The following is a 14864-nucleotide window of genomic DNA, read 5'->3' as shown; positions in this document are numbered from 1 at the left end:
TTAATAAATGCTCACGGATTGTCCCAACTTTCAAACGACGACTCTTCACCATTTCGTCCATTGGACGTCCTGCGATCACACCGTTGTATGACGCTTGCACGCTGTTTGGCAACAAAGGCCGGTGGGCAACTGAATCCCACAACAACTTCAAGGGCGTATTTGCCCCACGTTGTAGTTCCTCAGACCAAATAGCATACTGATCTAATTGCCAGAAATAAAAATCTTCATCCGTCCAGGTTGCTGGGAAACCAAGTTGTTCAAAATTGAAACCCGGTGTGTTGTGACCGACCCATGTGGCAACCAAACGATCGGCATCTGCCTGTGGCCGACGCTGTAAGAAGCGCTGAATTGTTAAGGCCCAAGTGGCAACCAAGCGTGGCGAATTCATATTTGCGTACCATTGCTTCACCGCCAGCATTGTGCGCGGATCGATTTGCAAAGGATAATACTTTTTATTTTCGTAAGCGACCTCAGAAACGACTTGGTTCGCTAGCCAAAAAGCTTGCATGAATGTCAGCACGTCATACTTGAGCAAAACAGCTAAGTGCTCGGGTACATAATGCGCAGTTTGGTAGGCCATTTGCGCTTCCTGACCAGCTGCGGTCAACACGTACTGGCCTTCTGTCACTTCGGACAACAACCCCTCTGTTACCAACGTTGCAATGCGCTGATCAAAAGTTGCCTTGTCCAATCGAGGCATCAAACCTGAGATTTGCAATAAATCATAACGCAGACCCCAATACTCCGTTGACACCGTTGCTTGACGCTTCAATAAACCAAAAATCACCCTGTGCCGGCGAGGTTCATCTGCCGAAAACAGGGTGATCAAGAAATCATTTGTCAACTGCTTGACCACCTCTCACTATTTTCTACTCAGTTTAAAGAAGAAATATCAGTCGTGCAAGCAATTTAGGATAAAGCGGACGGTCATAGCGCAGGTTCTACCCAACAACATGACCAACCATCATTGAAATTAATTTAATTGAGAATGCGTGTTCGTGATGACACGTCGCAAAGCAACAAAGACCAGACCAGCCACTGCCGTTAGGATGATGCCTTCAATCAAGTTAAACGGAATTACCATCCAAAGCAAATATGTCCCTAGACCAATCGTTGCCTTAATATCGAAATTAGCAAACATCGCATACAACGGTACCGCATAAACATAATTCAAGATGACCATCGCCAACGTCAATCCAACTGTTCCCAAGATTGATCCCGCGATAAAGCGTTTAACGGTCAGCTCACGATGTCCCACCATCAACATAATGACCGTCAATAAAACGCCCATCGCGACAATGTTCATTGGTAGCCCAATGTAGTCATTCACACCCGAATTATTTAAGAGCACCTTCAATAGTGAGCGTAAAATTAAAATTGCGTAACCACTCTTTAGATCAAGCATGAGTGCACCAATCAAAACCGGCACAAACGAAAAATCAATCTTTAAAAAAGTTGCACCAGGTATTAATGGGAATTGTGGAAATACCATTAATACAAACGAAATGGCCGCCAATAAGGCGATAACCGTTAACCGACGCGTCTTGTTCATGAAACAAATCCTCCACCTGGCATATTAAAAGGCCGGTTTCTTCACGCCAGGGCGACGTAAAAAAACCGACCATTACCAGTCAATTTATAAGTTCTTCTGCATACCAGACTTTACTGTCGGTCATGGAATCACACCATGTCAACCGCATTCGCGGGTCGCGGACTTACTGCGTTGCAGCTTACCGCCGGTCGGGAATTTCACCCTGCCCTGAAGATATTAAATTATTGGTGTAACCTTACCACGCATTAACCATCTAAGTCAACCTTGTGACGGAGCTTGTCGTATGTGTGCTTTTCATTATTCAACAAATCATAAATCCGCCGAATTTGCGGTGCAAACCACTTTAGCGTCAAATCTTGCGTCCCCTGCAATGTTTGAATTTGTAGGCGTCCTCGAATCAATCCTGTATCCGGGTTAATCGTATTCACTTGATCCAAGGTCATTCGTAATGAATCCAAATGGAATGGTCGCCAATGTGCAAAATACAAAGTTCCTGAATCACCGAGCGCAAAAGCATACCACTTATAACGGCCGGTTGGTTCACCAGCATCCGTCAAGCCAGCCATTTTAGTTAAAAAGGCTACCACAACCGTTTCATCATCAGCCAACGAACTCTCAATATTCTTGAAATGCTTACGTCCTAGCCAGCCCATTGGCTTCCATAGTAATGGCCAGCCAGCAACCTTGTGGCTTTTTGCGAAATCATACATACCTTCGCCAGTCTTCATAAAATTACGACCCGTTCTTGTATCCGGTGTTGCCATGGTTTATACCTCCGTCTTTCGTGCATATCAGCATTATTGATCAAATCGAAATGACCAGTTTGTTATATTCTATCAGACTTTTACCATCACAAATCTTCCAAAGCTCTGACGTGAACGACCGCCCGTAAGAACAGCCACCCACCCGAAACCACTAAGACCATCCCACCAGTGACCGGTGGCCAAATAAAAGCCAGCCCGGTGCCGACTAATCCAATTGCAATCAAGCCAATTCGACTACGATTCACTCGTCGCATCCGCTTTTGAACAACTGGATTTGCCAGGTGCTTCGACACAATGTGGCTCAAGTTGAACAACGCGCCCACCGATAAGACATAAACTAAACCATACGTTACGCTTGGCGCAACACTATTTGGAAATTCACCAAACCAGGCAGTCGTTATCGGTACCAATGACATTGGTAACAGTGTCAATACATTAATCCAGAGCAACCCACTATCAACTTTCTTTAAATTGCTGATAATCAGATGGTGACTAACCCAAAAACTCGCAGTAATAATAAAGCTCACCAAATAAGCTAAAAAGGTGCTCATCCAGGCATCATTCATAATCGCCGTCCAATTACCATCCGATGGTATCTTTAAGTCCAATACCATAATCGTAATGATAATTGCGAAAACCCCATCACTAAATGCTTCTAATCGTCCTTTTTCCATCATCCTCAACTCCTACAAAAAAAGACGGCCAAAACCGTCTTTTTTAGCTTACCAACGTCCTGCAGACTTTCGGTATTGCTTGCCGGCCTTCAAGGCTTGCACTTCTTCATAACGTAATGGGCGGTATTCACCAGGTGTCAACCCCGCTAAATCAAGCATACCGTAACGTTCACGGGTCAGCTTCAATACTTCGTGGCCAACCGCCTTCATCATTTCCTTGACTTGGTGGTACTTACCCTCATGAATCGTCAACTTGACAATTGCTGTATGATTCTTAGTATTCGTCGACGTGATTTCAGCACGAGCTGGCGCAGCCTTAAATGTTGTATAACGGCCATTTTGCTTTGTTCGCACCGTCACCCCATGACGTAATTGTTCAAGTTGTTCGTTCGTTGGGATGCCCTTCACCTTTGCAACGTAGACCTTATCGATGCGGTAACTTGGGTGCATCAAGCGGTTTGCGAGCTCACCGTCATTAGTCAACAGCAAAACCCCAGTCGTGTCGTAATCTAAACGGCCTACTGGATAGACACGCTCTGGTTCATCCACAATATCCATTACCGTTTGACGGCCCTTATCATCATTTGTCGTCGTAACGACCCCACGTGGCTTATTCAATAAGAAATAAACCAACTTTTCTCGTGAGTCGAGTGGTTCACCACTTACTTCGATTTTATCTGATGGTTCTACCTTGGTACCTAACTCACGAACTGTCTTACCGTTCACTGTCACTTTACCGTCTAAAATTAATTGTTCAGACGCACGACGTGAGGCAACACCCGCTTGAGCCATTACTTTTTGCAATCGTTCTGCCATAGGTATTAATTATCTCTTTCTGCTGTTTCAGCTAACTCAGACAAATCAACGTCAAACGCTGATTGTCCACTTTCTTCAGTCATTAATGGCAGCGCAACATCTTGCTTTGCCCGTAATGCATCTAGTGCTTCTGCGGTAACAAGGGGTGGCAATTCTTCTAAATCGCCCAGACCGAAGTAATTTAAGAAGTACTCCGTTGTACCATACAGAATTGGCCGGCCCGGTTCATTAGCACGTCCACGACCTTCAACTAGGTTACGCAGCGCTAATTTTTGAATCGTTGCTTGTGATTGCACACCGCGAATCTCGTCTACTTCGACTCGCGTAATCGGTTGTTTATAAGCGATAATTGCAAGCACTTCTAATGAAGCCTGTGAAAGCGCCGTCGTTAACGGTGCCGTAAAATAACGATGGATCGTATCAGCTAGCACCGTCTTCGTGACTAGTTGATACCGTTCGTCAGTTTTCAGCACATCTAACGCGCTACTTTCATCAGTCGCATACTTCGCTGCCAAATCCTCAAGCAACCCAATCACAGCCGGTTTTGCAAAACCAGTAGCTGCCGCCATTTCTGCTACGGTGATACCTTCATCCCCAGCCACGAAGAGCAATCCTTCAATTTGCTGTAGACTATTCTTCATCGTCCAGTTCCTCATTCTCATCATATGGCACGTCACCCAGTTGCAACCGGATGGTGCCGAATTCATTTTCCTGTGTAACGACCAAATTTTGATGACGCACAAGTTCGAGCATCGCCAAAAAAGTGGTTACAAGTTTATCACGACTATCATCTTCACCAAAAAACGACGTGAACGTACGCTGTTCGCTAGGCATCATATCTGCCATCATGCGTGACATCTGCTCGCGAATTGACCAAGTCTCGCCACGTAACGTTCTTGGCCGCACTTGCTTTTTCGTCCGATTAGCAACCATCTGATTGAACGCCAGCTGCAAATCAAAGAGGCCCAAGCCTTCAGGGAGCGGTGCCACCTCAATATCTTCTGGAATAGCCATCGGTGCCCGCGAAAATTGTAATTGTCGGCCCTCTTCACGTTCACGCAAATCGTCAGCTGCCTGTTGATAACGCTGATATTCCAATAATTGGGCCATCAACGCTTCACGTGGATCCTCTTCATACACAAACTCCGCCAGATCCTGGTCGTATGTCAATTCTTCATTCTTAGGAATCAAATACGTAGATTTAATCGACATCAAAGTTGCAGCCATTACCAAAAACTCACCTGCAATATCTAAATTGCGTTCTTCAGCTTGATGCAAAAAATCTAAATATTGCTCTGTGATGGCCACGATTGGGATATCTAAAATATCCATTTCATTTACTTTAATTAGATGGAGTAATAAATCAAGTGGGCCATCGAACTCATCCAAATGATAGGTTACTTCTTCAGCCATTCGCTAATTTCCGCCATTCCGTTAAAATCGGTTGGGTTGCAATGGTGCCCACTAGCACTTTGTCTGCATACCGCATTTGCAGCGCTTCATAGATTTCGGCACCAACCTGATTACGTTCATTTTCGGCAACTTCGGGGCCAAAAACCACTAACCGTAATACTGCAGAGTCAAAAATTTTCTCGATACCGACCACTGCCACGTAATGTTGGGTTATCGGAGACTGCCACAACAAAATGTCTCGGCAATCGTCAGCTTGATACCATTCAATCTCACGTTGCACCGATGCAACATCGTGTAGGCGTGGCAAATATGAAAGCAAGCCCATTGCAATTTTGGGTTGATCTTTTCGAACAACGACTAACATGTTGCCTCCTTAATCAAGCGCGTGGGTGACTCTTTTGATACACCTCAGTCAAACGCTTATTTGAAATATGTGTATAAATTTGGGTCGTTGATATGTCAGCATGCCCCAGCAATTCTTGCACAATGCGTAAATCTGCCCCATTTTCCAAAATATGCGTGGCAAAAGAGTGACGCAAGGTGTGTGGTGACACGTCTTTAGTAATGCCCGCCGCTATCACCCACTGTTTAATGAGTTTCCACACACCCTGTCGCGTTAATTGGTGACCATGATCGTTTAGAAAAATCACCTGTTCATCCTGTTGTCGGCCAAGAAAAGGACGCCCATCCGCTAAATAACGTTGTAGCCAGTGCGTCGCAACATCACCGATCGGAATAATACGTTCCTTATCACCTTTTCCAATCGTTTGAATCAACCCTAAGTCAAGATGCAAATTATCTAAACGTAAATTCACCAATTCACTCACGCGTAAGCCTGTGGCATACATCACTTCTAGCATCGTTCGATTGCGCAAGCCTAACGTTGTATTGGTATCTGGGACCGCCAACAACGCTTCCACTTCGCTCAATGTTAAAACAGCTGGTAAATGCTGTGCCTTTTTGGGTGGATCAACCTGGGTCATCGGATCCGTTGTTGTCCAGCCACTATCAGTTGCAAATTGGAAAAACTTCCTTAAGGTCGACACCATGTGAATGACGGAGTTCCGTGATTTCCCCTGTGTCTCCATTTCACCTAGAAACGCCATAATCGTAAAACGATCAACTTGGGTGAGTGGCAATGATTTTTCCTTGTCGATTAAATAGGTAAAAAAAATGCGTCAAATCTTGCCGGTATGATGTACGCGTGTTGGCTGACAACCCCCGCTCTACCGTCAAATAGTGCAGGTAGTCAACCATATTATCTTCGTATGGACCTACCTGTTTTGGCATCTTACTCGCCGTCACTCTCTTCGACCAAGAACAGCCCATTTTCGTTTTGGGTAATCTTGCGTTGCTTGTACAAGTTTCCAACCGCCCGCTTGAACTGTGACTTTGACATACCAAAATACTTCTTAATTTGCTTTGGATCTGACTTGTCTGTAAATGGCAGGCTCTTTGTTGATGAACGCTGTAATAGCGTCAACAACATCGCTGCATCATCAGAAATCGCCTCATACGCACGTGGTCGTAACGACAAGTTCAAGACACCATCATCACGGACACCGATAACACGCGCATCAACTTCCTCACCAAGACGAGGTTCGCGTTGCCGTTCATCCGGGTGAATAAAGCCAAAGTTATAGTCCGGTGTAATGACCAGCGTACCAACCATCTTCAAACGGTAAACCGTCGCTTTAACTTGCTTGTTCTTCATATCTGCCTTAGCTGGAATACGTACTGCTTGCAAGATGTCTGCCGAAGCAAGTTCACCCCACAAACGATCCTTCTTATCAATACGCAATGTAATCATCAGCTTGTCACCACGTTGGGGCCACAATTCTTTAATTGTTGGCAACTCGTCCAATGACACAACAACATCCTTATTTGGTAACCCAATATTGACAAACACGCCCAAATCACGTCGGATATCCGTCACAGTTCCCCAAGCAAAATGACCCAAGCGAACGTCTGGAATATTTTTTGTGATTTGCAAATTATGCTTTTCATTTTCGTAAGCAAACCCTGAAACAACGCCACCAACCTTGAGTGGCTTCAACAATTCCGCCTTGTCGATTTCATACGTTAACCCATCAATTTGTGCGAAATAGTACTTGTCATTTTCATCTGTCACCTTAGCTGAGATGATATCGCCAATTTTGTGTGTCATATTTATTTTCTCCATATATCTCTTTACATCAGCTGCATCAACCACTCACAGGTCGTCCGATGCCACAGCGCTGGCAAAGCCGTTTTCACTGACATGCCGTCAGTAAACCTATTTTCTGTCTAAACTCTAGTTTACCAGATGCCAGTGATAATATGTAAACTAATTCTGCATTTTTGCGCAAGTTTTGTTAAAATAAGTAGACATTAATTTTTGAAAGCGAGATTTCCCCTCATGAAGGCAGTTGGAATGGAACCCCAAGTCTTGATCGACATTCTTGTCGGTGCCAAGATTGGTGTTGTTTACCCCTTTGGAACTGATCACCGCGGTGATTTAGTTGTTACATCATACGCACTTAAGCAAGCTGGTCTACCATCAAGTATGGCCGGTGCTGTTGTGCAATTAGAAGACGTTGAAGAAACGGCACCTGGTAACTTCGTCTGGAAGTTCAACCCAGATGTGACGTTGATTCGTCCTTTTAAGGTCCACGGTACAATGGAATTGTTCGATGTCGATGATGACTTGATTCACGCTGAACCAACAAACTGGTTCAACGTCGAAAAGGAAAACGAAGGTCACGCCAAGATCGCTGACTGGATGGATAGCTACGTGGCTGCCCACCCTGATATCGATCGTATTCCTCGCGCCGAAATTCCTGAAGAAATCGCCGCGTTGGCGATCTCATTCGATGAATGGCGTGAAGCCTACTTCAACTTCTTGTTTAAGCCATTGAAGGCGCAAAAGCAAGAATTACGTACAAAGCGCTACGATGTTGACCCATTGTAAGCACATTTAAAAAGCTGCCTGAATCGCAAAGATTCCAGGCAGCTTTTTTATATTCACCGTACTTTTTTTGATAAGTGGGCGCATCATCAATGGCGCAATCAAAGTTGATGCAATGATTACGACAACAATTTCACCAAAAACTTTACCAGATAAAATACCACCAGTTGCCCCGATTTGAGCAATCACCAACGCCATTTCACCACGTGACACCATACCGGCGCCAATTGCATTTCCAGTGTGCTTATCAAGTCCCGCCATTCGCGCGCCGATACCAGCACCGTAATATTTGGTCGCCACAGCAAATACCGTCAGCACCACCATCGCTATCCACGTCTTTGACAGATCATGAAAGACCACATTAAGTCCGATTGAACCAAAAAAGATTGGAAAGACCGTCCATTGTCCAAAGATTTCGCTAGCATGTAAGATTTTATCTGATCGAGAAGATTGACGTAGCAATACACCAAATGCAAACGCAATAATTGGCATAATGGTGTTTAAACCAAGCCCTGAACCCCCAATAAATAATGAATATGCTGTGACCAGTAACAACGCCATAATGTCATCTAGCACCGCAGCACCTAAGATAACCGCGCCCATTTGTGTCCCAAGTTTACCTTGTTCACCGAGCACCGAAATGGTAATTGAGATTGATGTCGCCGCAAACACGACACCCCAAAACAACGCAATTTGCCATTCATAACCAAATACCAACGCAATGACTGGGAAAACGACCAACGGTGCAATAACACCCATCAACGCTGTAAAATTCGCTGCTTTGAAATTATCACGTAACTGACGAGCATCCGTTTCAAGACCGGCGTTAACCATTAACAACAGTACGCCAAACTCTGACACAATGTGCATCAAATGCGAAGGTTCAACCCAATGTAGCAATGCCGGCCCCACAACCACACCTGCTATTAATTGGCCAACAACCTTTGCCATCCCTAATTTGGTTGCTGCCCAGCCAAACGCCAAAGTAATCGCCAGCAACACCACCATCAATATAATCTCCATAAAACCTACCTCCAAATCACAAAAAAGCGCGCACTTCTCATCCCCCTGGTTACCCACCCAGGAAACTTGAAGCACACGCCCAACCGATATCTCTATTCACTTTAAACAAATTACTGATTGCGAGAGAACAAGTTACTAAATGGTGACTCACCAGTGTTCGCAACTTGCGTCAAGAAAATCTTAATGGCCGTTTGAGTTGTCAAACCTTGTGACTTGAAAATCTCATCAGCCTTGTCCTTGACGTTGTCCTCAACGCGCAATTGAATCAACTTCTCTGCCATAACATTACATCCCTTCGCAAATGCTTAATTTGTATAAACATATTGTAGCATATATCGGACTTACAATACTATCAATATCATTGCATATTACTAGGGGATTGTACGGCTAATCTATGATTTTTATTTGACATAGCCTAAAATCAGCTATTTATTATCCGTATCAAACACAATTGTTACGGGTCCGTCATTCACGAGGCTGACTTTCATATCAGCCCCGAATTCACCAGTTTCAACGCGAACACCGGTCGCTGCTAATTTTGTATTAAATCGGTCATACATCTTCTTAGCAAAATCCGGGGCACCCGCCGCTGTAAAACTGGGTCGATTCCCCTTACCTGTATCAGCATAAAGGGTGAATTGTGAAATCGATAAAATCGCACCATCAACATCCGTTAAGCTAAGGTTCATTTTACCAGCTTGATCTTCAAACACTCTTAAATTAGTTATCTTTCGTACCAAATAATCCAATTCAGCGTCTGTATCAGCATCTTGAACACCAACCAGTAGCATAAAACCTTGCTCGATAGCGCCTAGCTGATTACCGGCTACGGTAACACTGGCTTCTGACACGCGTTGTAGAATAACCTTCATTATTTGAATGCTCGCTTTACTTCGTAGACATCTTTGACATTCTTAATCGAATCCATAATGTGTTCCAATTGATCCAAGTTTCGGACACCAACACTCATTGAAATATTAACGTTGTTGTTGTGATCGATGCGCCCATTAACAAAGTTTAATGACTTTGTCGTGTTGTTGACCGTCCGAATCACGTCATTCAACAACTTGTTACGGTTGGTTGCAGTCACTGCCAAGTCCGCCTCATATTCGTTCTTAGTGTCGCCGTCTGGCTTTTCCCAAGCGACGTCAACCAAGCGTTGACCTTCTGTCTCAGCAGCGCGTAAATTAGGGCAACCTAGCCGGTGAACTGATACACCGCGGCCCTTGGTTACATAACCAATTACTTCATCACCAGGTACAGGTGTGCAGCAACGGTCTAACCGAACCAGCAAATTATCAACACCTTGAATAACAATCCGATCTTCGCCGTGCTGTGGCTTTTCCTTGGCTCGTTTTGAATCGTTCTCAATCGTCTGATGCTCTTCCAAAATAGCCCGTTGTTCAGCAACCTGACGTGCTTCTTCCAGTTCTGCACGTTTCTCTTCAGTAAACTTGTTTGCGACACCTTGCGGCTTCAAATCACCAAAACCAAGTGATGCATACATATCATCAACACTCAAGAAATGTAACTTTTCGGCCGACTTCACTTCGTTTTCAGCTGACATTAATTCATCAACATCAAAACCTTCCTCGTTGAGCCAATCAGCCACCATCTTCTTGCCGGCTGCAATGTTCTCCGCTTTATCTTGCTTGCGGAAATACTGCTTGATTTTATTACGAGCGCGACGTGTTGAAACCAAATTCATCCAGTCACGGTTTGGCTTAGCATTTTGTGAGGTCACAATCTCAACAATATCACCCGTCTTAATTGGGTAATCAAGCGGTACCATGCGGTCGTTAACCTTAGCTCCTGTTGTGTGATTACCAACATTTGTGTGGATACTGTACGCCATGTCTAATGGTCCTGCCCCCTTGGCAAGTTCAATAACATCGCCCTTTGGCGTAAAGGCGAACACTCGGTCAGTAATCAAATCACCCTTTACAGACTCCATGAAATCGTCCGCATCGCGAGCGTCTTCTTGTAATTCCAAAATTCCTTGAATCACATTCAGCTTTTGCTGATCGGCATTTTGAACATCGGCACCCGCAAAATTACCTTCTTTATACGCCCAGTGTGCAGCAACACCAAATTCAGCAACTTCATGCATCTGGTACGTACGAATTTGAACTTCAAGTGGACGACCACCTGGTCCAATCACTGATGTGTGTAGCGATTGATAACCATTGGCCTTTGGCAACGCGATATAATCCTTAAAGCGACCTGGCATCGGCGTCCAACGGGCGTGGATAGCTCCCAAAACAGCGTATGTCTCCGGAATCGTATCTACCAGCACACGAATCGCCAACAAGTCGTAAATTTCGTCGAACTTTTTCTTCTTGTCAACCATCTTCCGATAGATTGAGTAAATGTGTTTTGGCCGACCATACACTTCAGCATGCTTCAAATGTAATTCAGTAATTGCGTGTTCAATGTCATCAACTGCTTGGTCAACAATCTCTAACCGTTCTTGGCGTCGTAATTGCATTGACTTAGCAATGTCGTGATAGGCTTCTGGTTCTAGATAGCGCAACGACATATCTTCCAGCTCCCACTTAATCGTCATAATTCCCAAACGATCAGCAAGTGGTGCGTAAATTTCCAACGTTTCCGATGCAATCCGCTTCTGCTTTTCCTCACGCAACGCACTCAATGTGCGCATATTGTGCAGACGGTCCGCCAATTTCACAATGATGACACGAATGTCATGTGACATCGCCAACAGTAATTTACGGTGATTTTCAGCTAGTTGCTCCCGTGATGATTTGTATTCAATCTTTGAAAGTTTTGACACCCCATCAACAATAACAGCAACATCATGACCAAACTCACGCTCGACATCTTCTAAAGTTGCATCTGTATCTTCAACAACGTCATGCAAATATCCCGCCACTACTGTATCCGGATCCATATGTAAGTCAGCCAAAATACCTGCTACTTGGATAGGATGAATGATGTAAGGTTCACCAGACTTACGCTTTTGTTCTTGATGGAGATTGCACGCAAAATCATAGGCTTTATCAACCTTTTTAACATGCTCCTCATTCATATAGCCGGCAACCAAGTCGTGCACTTCTTGTGCGGTTAACACTTTTGCTTCTGCCATAGATTTATCCTCTGTTTTCCAGACCAACACCGATTGGGATTCATACCCGCAGCATCTAATCCGTATTTATCCACCTGGATAGTTATTGTCTATTGTAACGCACTTTATCCGGCTTTTGATAGCCCTTTGTATTACAGCTTGACGACAGTGTTCGTTTTTAGCCAAAAAAACGACCTATCGTCTGATAAGTCGTCCGAATTGTTCTTAGTCTAACTGAAATACAACATTATTAGCCCCTAAAATCTGTTGTAAGGCATTTAAGGTGTCATCCCCATCGGTTAACCAATTTTGTTGGCCAAGTGCTAACTTTTTACCCGTCGCCTCATAGACCGCCAAAACTGGATTCTTGCCATGATGTGACTGAATCACAACATTTAACGCGTCAAGCGCGCCTGCTGCCTCAGCGGCGGCTGTTATTTTCAAATACCACCGCCCGGTTGCCCGACTAGTTAGTGCTTCCGGTTGTCCTTGACTATTGGCACTGCCAAAGCGTTTAATGGCTTTTCCCGCATCCATCACCGTATTTGCCACGATTTGGATGTCGTCACGCCCGCGTTGCTGTTCGACTTTACCCGTCACAACGAGTACTTTTTCCGGTTCCAATAATGCTGCTGATCGCATAAACAATTGTGGGAATAACGTAATAGAAATCGAACCTGTTAGGTCCATCCCATCAACAAATGCCATTTGATCCCCTTTTTTAGTGCGAATCTTTTTGACATTTTCGACATACACAATAATCGTTGCCTGGTTCATTCCTACTGCCAGCGAGGCAATATCCAAACGCTTATTCTCAGGTATCGCGTTTAAGTACGGTTCGATTGGGTGTCCACTAAGATAAACGCCCAAATACTCACGTTCATAACCTAATTTTTCTGCCGATGGCAATTCATCAACTTCCCGTACTTTCGGCGTCAGCGACGCAAAGAGCGACATCGATTCACCGGCTAAACCAACCGCGTCGATGAACCCGCGCAATGATGCCAGAATTGAGGCACGGTTGTAACCAAACTCATCCAAGGCACCCGCATACACTAACGGTTCCAATTGTTCAGCTTTTCGATATTTGCTCTCTAAACGACCAATTAAGTTACCCAAATCTTTAAACGCCCCATTTTCCTGACGCTCACGCAGAATTGATTCACGAAAATCTCGGCGCATACCACTAATCGAAGCCAAACCCATTTGTAAGGCACCCGCTTTATTCATCGAGTAACCTTGCCAAGAGTGATTAATACTTGGGCCTAGTAAAGTCACTCCCGAAGCTTTTGCCTCTGCAATGTATGTACTGACCTTTTTCTTATCCGCAATGGCATCATTCAAAACCGCTTTATAGAAAGCTGCTGGATAATGCGCCTTAATATAAGCAAGTTGAAAGGCTAACTTCGAATAAGCAACCGCGTGGGAGCGATTAAACCCGTACTGTGCAAACGTCTCGATATAACCGAACACCTGCTCAGCGACCTGACTATCATGTCCTTTTGCAACAGCCCCATTAACGAAATCTGCCTTCATGGCCGCAATTTTTGCGCCATCCTTCTTAGACATCGCACGACGCAACAAATCGGCACCGCCTAGTGAGAAGCCCGCAAATTGTTCGGCAACACGCATAACCTGCTCTTGGTACACAATGATGCCATAGGTTGGCGCTAAAATATCAGCCATACTTTGGTCAGGTACGTCTTGAGCTTCTTGACCATGTTTACGGGCCACGAAATGCGGAATATTCTGCATTGGTCCAGGTCTGAAAAGCGCATTCGCGGCGACAATGTCCTCAAAGCGATCGGGCTGTAGTTGCCGCAAAATATTCTTCATCCCGGCCGATTCAAATTGGAAGACCCCATTTGTCATTCCGTGCCGGAATAATCTTAACGTCGCGTCGTCATTTAAATCAATCGTCGCAATATTGAAATTAGCACTGTCTTCTTGTTTCTGGATTTCACGTAGCGCAATGTCCAAAATATTTAAATTCGACAATGCCAAGAAATCCATTTTCAAAAGACCAAGCGCTTCTACCGGTCCCTTTGGCAATTGGGTCACCAACCGACCATCTTCACCCAGTTGCACTGGCATTGTATCAACCAATGGATCGGCTGACAGCACAACACCTGCTGCGTGCAAAGATGAATTACGTGGCAGCCCTTCTAGCTTACGGGCTGTCTCGTAAAGTAACTCACCGTCCACTGGCACATCAATGAGGGCATTGCGGAACGGCTGTGATTGTTCATAGGCTGCCGTTAAATCAGCAGCATCCCGTGGCATCGCCTTTGATAGTGTGTCAATTTGACTAGGATTTAGTCCAAACACACGGGCGACGTCACGAATAACTGCACGTTGGGCCATAGTCGAGAACGTAATAATTTGCGCTACCCGCTCATGTCCATACTTTTCATGCAGATAGGCAAGCACCTCTTCACGGCGGTTATCTGGAATATCAATATCGATATCTGGCATTTGTGCACGTTCAGGATTTAAAAATCGCTCAAACAATAAATCATACGCAATTGGATCAACATCCGTAATCCATAGCGTATAAGCAACCAATGAACCCGCGGCTGATCCACGACCA

General features: G+C 44.7%; 15 protein-coding genes, 1 pseudogene and 1 riboswitch. Of the genes and pseudogenes, 1 reads left to right on the top strand and 15 read right to left on the bottom strand.

Annotation, left to right across the window (positions count from 1 at the left end; all coding sequences use genetic code 11):
- The 10 genes and pseudogenes from WEIDD23_RS01155 to WEIDD23_RS01110 all read right to left on the bottom strand — a co-directional run.
- On the bottom strand, window positions 1-844 hold an 844-nt coding region (locus WEIDD23_RS01155), incomplete at its 3' end, for a YpbB family protein (protein ID WP_242865360.1).
- Between the two features lie 129 nt (window positions 845-973).
- Entirely contained in the window at window positions 974-1552 is a 579-nt protein-coding gene (locus WEIDD23_RS01150) for an ECF transporter S component (RefSeq protein WP_010371732.1), read from the bottom strand.
- Window positions 1553-1639: 87 nt separating this feature from the next.
- A riboswitch (FMN riboswitch) is annotated at window positions 1640-1771 on the bottom strand.
- A 26-nt stretch (window positions 1772-1797) separates the two neighbouring features.
- The gene (locus WEIDD23_RS01145) at window positions 1798-2316 is read right to left on the bottom strand and encodes a hypothetical protein (protein WP_010371735.1); all 519 of its coding nucleotides are present in this window, start codon (window positions 2314-2316) and stop codon (window positions 1798-1800) included.
- 86 nt (window positions 2317-2402) lie between these two features.
- Window positions 2403-2993 carry a TMEM175 family protein gene (locus WEIDD23_RS01140; RefSeq protein ID WP_224159060.1) on the bottom strand — a complete coding sequence of 197 codons (591 nt, stop codon included), beginning with the start codon at window positions 2991-2993 and terminating at the stop codon, window positions 2403-2405.
- A 45-nt stretch (window positions 2994-3038) separates the two neighbouring features.
- On the bottom strand, window positions 3039-3806 hold the full coding sequence (locus WEIDD23_RS01135) for a pseudouridine synthase (protein WP_062358684.1): 768 nt from the start codon (window positions 3804-3806) through the stop codon (window positions 3039-3041).
- Window positions 3807-3811: 5 nt separating this feature from the next.
- Window positions 3812-4447, bottom strand: coding sequence for an SMC-Scp complex subunit ScpB (gene scpB, locus WEIDD23_RS01130; protein WP_010371743.1), 636 nt, complete (start codon window positions 4445-4447; stop codon window positions 3812-3814).
- On the bottom strand, window positions 4437-5219 hold the full coding sequence (locus WEIDD23_RS01125; protein WP_010371745.1) for a segregation and condensation protein A: 783 nt from the start codon (window positions 5217-5219) through the stop codon (window positions 4437-4439). Before WEIDD23_RS01125 ends, scpB begins: the two co-directional genes overlap by 11 nt.
- Window positions 5212-5583, bottom strand: a complete 372-nt coding sequence (locus WEIDD23_RS01120; protein WP_010371748.1) for a hypothetical protein — start codon at window positions 5581-5583, stop codon at window positions 5212-5214. Before WEIDD23_RS01120 ends, WEIDD23_RS01125 begins: the two co-directional genes overlap by 8 nt.
- Before the next feature lie 13 nt (window positions 5584-5596).
- Window positions 5597-6509, bottom strand: a pseudogene (xerD, locus tag WEIDD23_RS01115) (site-specific tyrosine recombinase XerD).
- A 1-nt stretch (window position 6510) separates the two neighbouring features.
- Window positions 6511-7386: a CvfB family protein gene (locus tag WEIDD23_RS01110; RefSeq protein WP_010371753.1), complete on the bottom strand. Its 876-nt coding sequence runs from the start codon at window positions 7384-7386 to the stop codon at window positions 6511-6513.
- Window positions 7387-7617: 231 nt separating this feature from the next.
- On the opposite strand from WEIDD23_RS01110, the gene WEIDD23_RS01105 reads away from it, so the two are divergent.
- Window positions 7618-8169, top strand: a complete 552-nt coding sequence (locus WEIDD23_RS01105; protein ID WP_010371757.1) for a hypothetical protein — start codon at window positions 7618-7620, stop codon at window positions 8167-8169.
- A gap of 6 nt (window positions 8170-8175) precedes the next feature.
- Here the strand turns inward: WEIDD23_RS01105 and WEIDD23_RS01100 are convergent, their stop codons facing one another.
- The 5 genes from WEIDD23_RS01100 to WEIDD23_RS01080 form a co-directional block, all read right to left on the bottom strand.
- Window positions 8176-9189: a cation:proton antiporter gene (locus WEIDD23_RS01100; RefSeq protein WP_062358683.1), complete on the bottom strand. Its 1014-nt coding sequence runs from the start codon at window positions 9187-9189 to the stop codon at window positions 8176-8178.
- A gap of 110 nt (window positions 9190-9299) precedes the next feature.
- The gene (locus WEIDD23_RS01095) at window positions 9300-9470 is read right to left on the bottom strand and encodes a type II toxin-antitoxin system RelB/DinJ family antitoxin (RefSeq protein WP_003607683.1); all 171 of its coding nucleotides are present in this window, start codon (window positions 9468-9470) and stop codon (window positions 9300-9302) included.
- Window positions 9471-9614: 144 nt separating this feature from the next.
- Entirely contained in the window at window positions 9615-10061 is a 447-nt protein-coding gene (dtd, locus tag WEIDD23_RS01090; RefSeq protein WP_062358682.1) for a D-aminoacyl-tRNA deacylase, read from the bottom strand.
- Complete coding sequence (locus WEIDD23_RS01085; RefSeq protein ID WP_062358681.1) at window positions 10061-12295, bottom strand: RelA/SpoT family protein; 2235 nt, start codon at window positions 12293-12295, stop codon at window positions 10061-10063. Before WEIDD23_RS01085 ends, dtd begins: the two co-directional genes overlap by 1 nt.
- A gap of 204 nt (window positions 12296-12499) precedes the next feature.
- Window positions 12500-14864, bottom strand: a 2365-nt coding sequence (locus tag WEIDD23_RS01080; RefSeq protein WP_062358680.1) for a DNA polymerase III subunit alpha, incomplete at its 5' end; no start/stop codon positions are given.

Source organism: Weissella sp. DD23 (genome assembly GCF_001579105.1).
Classification (GTDB): domain Bacteria; phylum Bacillota; class Bacilli; order Lactobacillales; family Lactobacillaceae; genus Weissella; species Weissella cibaria.
This window is presented reverse-complemented; position numbering and strand designations above follow the sequence as displayed.

Bases quoted from the DNA above. Each gene is read 5' to 3' on its own strand.
- WEIDD23_RS01085 (WP_062358681.1), bottom strand. From the start codon at position 12,295: ATGGCAGAAGCAAAAGTGTTAACCGCACAAGAAGTGCACGACTTGGTT.
- WEIDD23_RS01105 (WP_010371757.1), top strand. From the start codon at position 7,618: ATGAAGGCAGTTGGAATGGAACCCCAAGTCTTGATCGACATTCTTGTC.
- WEIDD23_RS01140 (WP_224159060.1), bottom strand. From the start codon at position 2,993: ATGATGGAAAAAGGACGATTAGAAGCATTTAGTGATGGGGTTTTCGCA.
- WEIDD23_RS01135 (WP_062358684.1), bottom strand. From the start codon at position 3,806: ATGGCAGAACGATTGCAAAAAGTAATGGCTCAAGCGGGTGTTGCCTCA.
- WEIDD23_RS01150 (WP_010371732.1), bottom strand. From the start codon at position 1,552: ATGAACAAGACGCGTCGGTTAACGGTTATCGCCTTATTGGCGGCCATT.
- WEIDD23_RS01145 (WP_010371735.1), bottom strand. From the start codon at position 2,316: ATGGCAACACCGGATACAAGAACGGGTCGTAATTTTATGAAGACTGGC.
- WEIDD23_RS01120 (WP_010371748.1), bottom strand. From the start codon at position 5,583: ATGTTAGTCGTTGTTCGAAAAGATCAACCCAAAATTGCAATGGGCTTG.
- WEIDD23_RS01110 (WP_010371753.1), bottom strand. From the start codon at position 7,386: ATGACACACAAAATTGGCGATATCATCTCAGCTAAGGTGACAGATGAA.
- WEIDD23_RS01095 (WP_003607683.1), bottom strand. From the start codon at position 9,470: ATGGCAGAGAAGTTGATTCAATTGCGCGTTGAGGACAACGTCAAGGAC.
- scpB (WP_010371743.1), bottom strand. From the start codon at position 4,447: ATGAAGAATAGTCTACAGCAAATTGAAGGATTGCTCTTCGTGGCTGGG.
- dtd (WP_062358682.1), bottom strand. From the start codon at position 10,061: ATGAAGGTTATTCTACAACGCGTGTCAGAAGCCAGTGTTACCGTAGCC.
- WEIDD23_RS01100 (WP_062358683.1), bottom strand. From the start codon at position 9,189: ATGGAGATTATATTGATGGTGGTGTTGCTGGCGATTACTTTGGCGTTT.
- WEIDD23_RS01125 (WP_010371745.1), bottom strand. From the start codon at position 5,219: ATGGCTGAAGAAGTAACCTATCATTTGGATGAGTTCGATGGCCCACTT.